At 69.8% G+C, this 8,000-nt stretch carries 9 protein-coding genes and 1 riboswitch; of the genes, 2 read left to right on the plus strand and 7 right to left on the minus strand.

All coding sequences use genetic code 11. The features are described 5' to 3' along the window. The 4 genes from ACR2FV_RS17255 to ACR2FV_RS17270 form a co-directional block, all read right to left on the minus strand. Positions 1–1,611: ABC transporter permease (locus ACR2FV_RS17255; protein ID WP_434016939.1), on the minus strand; the 1,611-nt coding region annotated here is incomplete at its 3' end. Then, entirely contained in the window at positions 1,587–2,750 is a 1,164-nt protein-coding gene (locus ACR2FV_RS17260; protein ID WP_434016940.1) for a thiamine ABC transporter substrate-binding protein, read from the minus strand. The genes ACR2FV_RS17255 and ACR2FV_RS17260, both read right to left, overlap by 25 nt. A gap of 48 nt (positions 2,751–2,798) precedes the next feature. Then, positions 2,799–2,907, minus strand: a riboswitch (TPP riboswitch). A 242-nt stretch (positions 2,908–3,149) separates the two neighbouring features. Next, on the minus strand, positions 3,150–3,395 hold the full coding sequence (locus ACR2FV_RS17265; protein ID WP_434016941.1) for a hypothetical protein: 246 nt from the start codon (positions 3,393–3,395) through the stop codon (positions 3,150–3,152). A gap of 146 nt (positions 3,396–3,541) precedes the next feature. Further along, the gene (locus tag ACR2FV_RS17270) at positions 3,542–3,751 is read right to left on the minus strand and encodes a ribonuclease PH (RefSeq protein ID WP_434016942.1); all 210 of its coding nucleotides are present in this window, start codon (positions 3,749–3,751) and stop codon (positions 3,542–3,544) included. A gap of 266 nt (positions 3,752–4,017) precedes the next feature. Here ACR2FV_RS17270 and ACR2FV_RS17275 point away from each other — a divergent pair, with 266 nt between their 5' ends. Further along, positions 4,018–4,263 (plus strand): DUF1778 domain-containing protein, encoded by a 246-nt coding sequence (locus ACR2FV_RS17275; protein WP_434016943.1) that lies wholly within the window; start codon positions 4,018–4,020, stop codon positions 4,261–4,263. After that, the gene (locus ACR2FV_RS17280) at positions 4,260–4,670 is read left to right on the plus strand and encodes a type II toxin-antitoxin system VapC family toxin (RefSeq protein ID WP_434016944.1); all 411 of its coding nucleotides are present in this window, start codon (positions 4,260–4,262) and stop codon (positions 4,668–4,670) included. Before ACR2FV_RS17275 ends, ACR2FV_RS17280 begins: the two co-directional genes overlap by 4 nt. A gap of 22 nt (positions 4,671–4,692) precedes the next feature. Here ACR2FV_RS17280 and ACR2FV_RS17285 read toward each other — a convergent pair whose 3' ends face one another. The 3 genes from ACR2FV_RS17285 to ACR2FV_RS17295 all read right to left on the minus strand — a co-directional run. Continuing rightward, positions 4,693–5,970, minus strand: a complete 1,278-nt coding sequence (locus ACR2FV_RS17285; protein WP_434016945.1) for a type II toxin-antitoxin system HipA family toxin — start codon at positions 5,968–5,970, stop codon at positions 4,693–4,695. Continuing rightward, entirely contained in the window at positions 5,967–6,239 is a 273-nt protein-coding gene (locus tag ACR2FV_RS17290; RefSeq protein ID WP_434016946.1) for a helix-turn-helix domain-containing protein, read from the minus strand. Before ACR2FV_RS17290 ends, ACR2FV_RS17285 begins: the two co-directional genes overlap by 4 nt. Before the next feature lie 412 nt (positions 6,240–6,651). Further along, a partial coding sequence (locus tag ACR2FV_RS17295) for a putative transposase (RefSeq protein ID WP_434016947.1) occupies positions 6,652–8,000 on the minus strand: 1,349 nt, incomplete at its 5' end.

The raw sequence follows: 8,000 nt of genomic DNA on the forward strand, positions 1-8,000 counted from the left end.
GGCCAGGGCCATGCCCAGGTTGTCGGCGCCGGGGCGGCCGATCAGGTCGTAGCTCAACACCGGAACCGTCGGCCGCTCGGGGCGGGCGATGAAGCTCGTGGCGCCGAACTCCCCCAGCGACACGGCGAAGGCGAAGCCCGCCGCGGCCAGCACCGGGCGCAGCACCACCGGCGCCTCGACGGTCCAGGCGGACCGGACCGGCGAGGCCCCCAAAGTCGCCGCAGCCTGCCGGAGCCGGGGGTCGATGCCGCGCAGCACCGGGGTCAGCGTGCGCACCACCAGCGGCAGCGCCACCAGCGCCTGGGCGATCGGCACCAGCACGGGTGAGGAGCGCAGGTCCAGCGGCGGCCGGTCCAGGGTGATCAGGAAGCCGAAGCCGATGGTCACCGCGGAGATGCCCAGCGGCAGCATGAACACCGCGTCCAGACCCGCCACCAGGCGTCGACCCTGCCGGCTGCGCGGGCGCCGGGAGACCAGGATCGACACGATCAGCCCCAGGGTCAGCGCCAGCACCGTGGCGTCGACGGCGGTGCGCAGTGAGATGTTCAGGGCCTGCCCGACACTGACCCGCAGGTCGCTGCCGGCCTCCGGCACCAGCAGCAGCCGGTAGTAGTCCAAGGTCCACCCCCCGGTGTCGCGCAGACTGCGCACCACCAGGGTCCCCACCGGCAGCAGCACGAACCCCACAGCGACGCCGGCGAGCGTGACCGCAGGCAGGTCGCCGCGCCCCGGGTGCCGCGCCCCCGACCTCGCAGAGCCGCGGCGCAGCGCCTGCTCGCGGCGGTTGCGGGCGCGGGCGGCCAGGCCCAGCATCGCCACCACCGCGACCAGCTGCAGCACCGAGAGCACCGCGGCCGCCCGCAGGTCCAGGAACTGGGTGGTCAGCAGATAGATCTCGGTCTCGATCGTGCCGTAGCGCAGCCCGCCGAGGGTCAGCACCACCCCGAAGGCCGTGGCGCAGAACAAGAACACCAGGGTGGCCGCCGAGATGATCGCCGGAGTCAGCGCGGGCAGGGTGATGGTGCGCCACACCTGCCACGGCGTCGCCCCCAGCGCCGCAGCGCTGTCCTCGGCGCGACGGTTCATCCCCTCCCAGGTGCTGCCGACGGTGCGCACCACGACGGCCAGGTTGAAGAAGACGTAGGCCATCAGGATCGCCGACCAGTGCCGGTCCAGGCCGAGGAAGCCCAGCGGCCCACCGGTGGACAGCAGCGAGCGGAACATCACCCCCACCACCACGGTGGGCAGCACGAACGGCATCACCACCACCGCACGCAGCAGCCCGCGCCCGGGGAAGGCGAGCCGGTAGAGCACGTAGGCCAGCGGCATACCGAGCGCAACGGTGAGCACCGTGCCCGCCGCGGCCATCACGACGGTGAACCACAGCACCTCCACCGTGCGCGAGCGACCCAGCACACCGCCGATCCCGGAGAAGTCCCAGCTGCCGTCGACGTAGAACCCGCGGGCCAGCATCCCGCCCAGCGGCAGCGCGAAGAAGACCGCCAGGAACGCCAGCGGGACGACGGCGAGCGCAGCGAGCGCCCAGCCGGGGCCGTGCCCCGACCCAGGCGCCGGCCGCAGGGTGCTCAGCCCGTCGCGATATCGGCCCACTCGCGGACCCATTCCTCGCGGTGCGCCTCGATGTCGGCCGGGTCGACCTCGATCGGGTCCTGCGCCAGCTGGGCGTACTCCGCCCAGGCCTCCGGCAACTCGACGGTATCGTCGACGGGGAAGACGTACATGGACTCCGGCAGCGCGGCCTGCACCGGCTCGCTGACCAGGTAGTCGACCAGGGCCTGCGCGCCCTCGGGGTTCGCCGCGCCCTCCAGCACCCCGGCATACTCCACACTGCGGAAGCAGGTGTTCATCAGCGCGCTGGTGGTCGGCTCGCCTCCCTCCTCGGGGATGGTGAAGGGGGGTGAGGAGGCGTAGGACAGCACGATCGGGCGGTCGCCGTCGCCGCCGCCGGCCGTGAAGTCGACGGTGTAGGCGTCCTCCCAGCCACTGGTGACGGCCACGTCGTTGGCGACCAGGTCGCGCCAGTAGTCGGCCCACCCGTCCTCGCCGAACTCACCGATGGTGGCCAGCAGGAACGCCAGGCCGGGGCTGGAGGTGCTGGCCGCGGGGGTGACGAACAGCCCCTCGTATGCCGGGTCGGTCAGGTCCGCCAGGGTCTGCGGGGGGTCGATGCCCTCCTCGGCGAACCAGGTGTCGTCGATGTTGACGCAGACGTCGCCGACGTCGACCGGGCTCAGGTATGCCGATCCGTCGCCGGGCAGAGCCGACTCGCTCGCGCTCTCCGGCAGGTCGGCGGGCGTGTACTCGGCGATCACCCCGGCCTCCAGCGCGCGGGAGGCGAAGGTGGTGTCGATGCCGAAGACCGCGTCGCCCAGCGGGCTGCCCTCGGTGAGCACGACCTGGTTGACCATCGCCCCGGCGTCGCCGGAGGGCAGCACGGTCAGGTCGTAGCCGCTCGCGTCGGTGAAGCCCGCGATGACGTCGTCGGGCAGGGTGAACGAGTCGTGCGTGACGAGCACGACCTCGCCGCTGCTCTGGGCGTTGCCGGCCGGGGCCGAGCCGGTGCTGTTGTCGTCGACCGCGGCACTGTCGTCCTTGTTCTCGGCGGGGCCGCTGTCGCTCTCACCGCCGCCGCCGGTCAGCGAGCAGCCGGCCAGCGCGGTGCTGACCACGAGCGCGAGGCAAGCGATCCGGGTCCGGCGAGCGGACGGCATACGGGATGGGTGGTGCATGAGGTTGACCTCCTGGGTGCAGGAGGGGTACCGGCGGTGACAGACCACCGGCGACGAGACTCGACTTCCTCCACCGGTGCTAACCGGATCAGGTTCGAGGGTCTGCGGCGTCGGTCTGCCGCACTCTCAGCGCGTGTGCGCTCCCCTGTCGTTACCGCCCAGGTTACCCCAAGCGTTGGGTTCTTCGTCGTCAGGTGGCATCGGTTGTGCCCTTCGGATCACCCAGCCCAGGCTGTCGCCTGCTTGCACGACGATGCCGGTCAAGTCGGGATGGCTCAAGGCCCTGGCCAGGGCGGGAAGGAGTCGGAGGCCGGGGTGAACAACGTGATCACCGACCCCATGGTCATGGTCGCGGGTGGGGAAGGAACCTTCAGCAGCGGCGGCTTGACACAGGGCAACTCATGCGTGCGCGTCCTGCTTGGTGTTCACGAGCTGGTGCACTCGTTGATGCGAGACACCGAGGACGACGCCGATGTCGCGCATGGAGTAGCCCTGCTCGACCAGCAGATGGGCGGTGGCTCGGCGGGCGGCAGTGGCCTGCTCGTGAGCGATCTCGGCCGCTGTCGTCTTGACCGCTGCGTCTGAGAGCAGATGCTTGATGGGGTCGGGCACGTCGAGGGCCAACTCGACGTCGACGTCGGCCATGGGTACATCCGTGACGAAGGCGATCGCTTCGCGCTGTCGTTCGATGAGTTGGTCCAAACGGCGGGCATCGGACAGAGCACCGGGTGCCTGGTCGCACTGGCCGATCCAGCCATGCGCGGTGCGCGTGGCTGTCGTGGTGTACGTGCTCACTTCCACCACCCCTCTCCGAGGACGGTCTCGAACTGCTTGTAGAACTTGCGGACGGTGATCTCGTCGACCTCGGTGTGCCGACCAAGCGTGGACCGGTGGTTGCCAACGACGATGCCGGTGTGATTGGTGAGTTCGACGATGTCGAAGTCCAACCCGGCTGATTTGGCGGCCACGTGCACCCGCTTGATCACTGCCTTCCTCTTCATAGAGTAAGTCTACTGAGGTAGACATTTCAAGTCAACGTAGATAGACACTTAATAACGCTCGGAGGTCCATGGTGGGCACCTTGAGCCCACAGCCGCATACCTGCCGCCCTCGGTCGGCGGGTGGTTCGATCCCGTGGGTCGCTCCCCTCATGCTCCGCTTTGCCCCGACATGCGGGGCGCCGACCCTTCAGGTCGAGACCGGGTGGGGCTGTCCCCAGCCGTCTCGGCCGTATCACGTATTGCTCTGTGCGTGACACAGTGCTCGCATGAAGAGCGTCCGCCTCGACCCTGAGCTCGAGCGTCGACTCCAGCGAGCAGCCGAGGTCCGAGGGGAGTCACTGTCGGAGTTCATCCGCCGGGCGGCCGCTGCGCGCGCCGACGCGACCCTGGAGGGAGTCGAGACCACAGACTTCGATGACGTGATCGGCGTCGTCCATGGTGGTGGCGGGCAAGCGCGACGCACCGGGGAGGCATTCGCGGAGGTCGTGGCGCAGCGCGCAGCGAGGCGGTGACGCTCACCGATGCTGGTCCCCTGGTCGCCCTCATCGACGCAGACGAAGCTGACCATGAGGTATGCCGGCTGGTCCTCGCCGGTCTGCGGCTCCCGCTGGTGACGACGTGGCCTGCGTTCACCGAGGCGATGTATCTGCTGTCTCGCGTCGGTGGCCAGACCGGACGGGATGCCCTGTGGACGCTGACCTTGAGCGGCCGACTCGAGGTCGCCGCCCTGTCCCGACCGGCCATCGAGCGCGGCTCCCGGCTGATGACGAACTACGCGGACCTGCCGATGGACCTTGCCGACGCCACCCTGGTCGCGTTAGCTGAGGAGAAGGGGGATCGGCGCATCTTCACTCTGAACTCCGCCTTCCAGATCTACCGCCTCCACGGGCACCGACGGTTCGAGGTCGTTCCCCGATGAGCCGGGACCGCCTACTTTCCAGTCACGGCAGGCCGGTCCGCTTCAGCTGCTCGTGAGCGGCGGCGGCTCGGCGGCGCAACACCGTCCAGGCGCCGGGCGGGACGCCGGGGTAGTGCCGGGCATCCACCTCGTCCAACGCCTCAACCAGCCGGGTGGTGACGTCCAGGGCAGCCGCAAGAGCAGGGCCGGCCCCCACTCCCCACCCCCGGATCTCCTCCAGCACGTCCAGGACAGACAACTCGGCGAAGTCCCGCTTCCCCGCGAGGTCCAGTGCGCTGAGGTGCTGACCGGGATGGTGCAAGTGAGCGGCGATGTCGTAGGCGGAAGCCAGCGACACGGTGCCGTCCATGTGGCGCAGGAACGAGGTGTTCTTCGCGTGGTGGTCGGTGTTGCCCACCAGGTAGGAGAAGGTCACCAGGCGGGCCAACGGCGCCAGCCTCCCCGCGGAGACCCGCAGTACGTCGGCCGCCCCGGCCCAGGAGGGCAAGGCGGCACCCCGCTGGAACTTGCGGGCCGGATCAGTGGTGTTCAGGCCGAGCGCCTGGGCCAGGTCCTCCTGGTGCAGGCGCCGGACCACTCCATCGGGGTCCAGCTGGCGGTCGTAGCGGGAGATGGCGATGGCCCGCACGTCCTCGAAAGTATGCAGCTGAGCCGTCACCGTGGTCAGGCCGAGACGCCGGGCCAGGTCAAGACAGGCCACTTCGGTGTCGACAACATCGGCGGCCGTACCGTCGGGGTCGTGCGCGACCTTCAGAATCCAGGTGGAGGCAGACCCACGCAGAGGCTCGAGCCAGGCGCCGTCCGCCGATCGCCCCACCCCGATCTTCGGGAGCAACCCGGCCAGCGACGTCGACTGAAGGCCGACGGGCCCGCTGGCGGAGGACACGTCGCGCAGCCGCTGGGCGATGGCTCCCCGGTCGATGGGGGCGTATTCGGCTGGCTCCGGGTCCGCATCGGGCTCGGCAGCGAAGACCAGGGCACCAGCGGTGTCGCGGCCATAGCGCGCCAGGAGGGCGTAGGTGTCCTCCGGGTCGATTCCTGCCGCGACCGCGTAATGCGTGCGGGCGTTGCCCTCGGGCAGCAGGCCGGTGCAGAGTGCGCTGACCACGGCGTCCGCCGGGCGTCGTGTGGGGCGGTCGACCGGCAACAGGTGCGACACGACCCGGGAGCCGAGGCCCCAGCGGCGGTGAGCCGCCTCGGCCCACGTCCAGCGCACTCTGCCCGGCAGTGGAGTCGAGCTCGAGCGCAGGGTCGCAATGCGCGTGCCGTAGAGCCAGACGGCCAGCTCGGACGGGCTCACCAGCCCAGATCCCACGGTGCTTCGGCCCGGTCGTCGGCCGTCGGCGTCGCACGGGCCTCGAGAGACACACCGAGCAAGCGCAGCGCTCCGAAGAGACGCTCGACATACTGGGTCGACTTGCCCCCCTCGAGCTCGTATACAGACCGGCGGGAGATGCCGAGCAGGCCGGCCAGCTCGGCCTGCGTCAGCCCCCGCTCCCGTCGGACCGCGGCGACGAACGAGCCCAGATCCGAAGCGGACCGGGGATGAGACCAGAGCGTTTCGTCCATCATCCGATGCCTTCCTGTGAGCGGATATTCTCTCCACGATAGGATGAGCGGATATTCTCTCATAACGGAGCCGAGCAAGGGTGGTGACCATTTCTACACCAGGCCCTGCTGGCCAGGCCCCCGCCGCGTGCCGCGATGGGCAAGACGCCGCCATCCAGACAACGACGATTCGGCCGACTGGCAGGCGGCATCCTCATCACTGCATGGGCCGTCGCGATGGGCTTCTTGGGTGCGTGGGTCTTCGAGAGCACGAACCTGGACATACCTGGCCAGCGAGACATGGGGGGAGCCGGCGACAAGCCCGTCGCAGGCACCGGAATCGACATCTCTCAGCGAGCCAGCGGCACCGTGATCGTCGGGGGCAGCCTTAGACCTCCGGAAGTGGGGCTTCGTGTAGTGGTCAAGGGAATGGTCATGGTTGTGCGACCTGGTAGGTGAGGGGTCGTCGGTCGCCTGGGATGTGGGCGGGCGTGGCGTTGAGTTCGTCGGTGAGCATCGCCAGCGCGCGGGCGATTTTGGGGCTGTCGGGCCGGTCCAGGGTGACGGTGATGTCCCTGGGCTGGTAGGTGATCTGCCCGCCGAGGTGGAGCAGGTTGCGTAGGACGGCCCGGTATTCGTCGGGGTCACTGAGGTAGGCGTTGAGGTGTTCGGCGAGCCAGGCCTCGGCGTTGGATGCCAGTAGCCGTAGGACCATTTGCAGGCCGCGGCGTTCGAGTCGGGGTCGGGCCCGTTTCGCGTTGGGGTCGAGTTCGTTCGCGGCGATTTTGGCCGGGATGGGCTTGAGTGCGGTCTTGGCTGCGGCGAGGTCGGCGGTGGCTGCCTCGATGGCACGGTGGAGCCGTGGCAGGGTGGCGTTCTTCTCACGCAGGGTGCCGGGGCTGTTCAGCATCTGGGGTAGGGCTCGTTCGGCGTCGACCAGCCGGGCTTCGGCTTCGGTGACCTTCTTGCGGGCCGCGACTCTGGCCGGGTTGGGGACCTTCGCGGTGTTCGTGCTGATGTCCATCTGATAGTCGGCCAGGGCGTTGATGCCGTGGTGTTCGGCTGCGTACTTGAACAGGTTCTCGATCCGCCAGCGGGCGCGTAGCCAGGCCAGCAGCGCCGCACCGCAGGCGGTGGTGTCGCTGGTGAGGACTTGGAGCACCGCGGTGTCGTGTTCGACCAGGGTGAGTTGGCGGGCGGGGCCGTAGCCGGGAACCTCCACGGTCTCCTCGGCGAGGTGGACATAGACCCGGCGGCCGTCACGGAGGGTCCAGGAACGGCGCACCGCCGCGGTGCTCGGTGCCAGTTTGCCGCGCCGGTAGGTGACCCAGTCCATCCCGGCCTTCCCGGCGGCGGTGAACGCACTCGGGTAGGCCCCGCCCCGGTCGAAGCCGAGCAGGATCGGGGCGTCGGGGCCGACCACGGCCCGCAGCTGGTCCAACACGGCGGGCATGGTGCGGGTCAGTCCTGAGGGCTCGCCGCAGGCGAACAGGACCGCCCGGCCGCGGGCATCGCAGACCACGGTGTCCGCACGGCCGGGCTCGGCCAGGCGGCGTCGGGTGTGGTAGCCCTTGGCGACCGGGCGCGCGCCAGCGTAGGCGACGAAGTGGTCATCGACGTAGTACACCGGGGAACCGGCAGGGTCGATGGCCAACATGGCTTTGGCGAACGCGCGTTGCAGCCTCAGCGGGTCGGCGCCGTCGGCCAGGGCGGCCAGCCGGGCACGCAGCGTACGCAGTTCGGGGATCGTGGACAGGCCGACCAGCGGGCCGGCCTCGCGAC

Source organism: Ornithinimicrobium sp. (genome assembly GCF_051004135.1).
Classification (GTDB): domain Bacteria; phylum Actinomycetota; class Actinomycetes; order Actinomycetales; family Dermatophilaceae; genus Ornithinicoccus.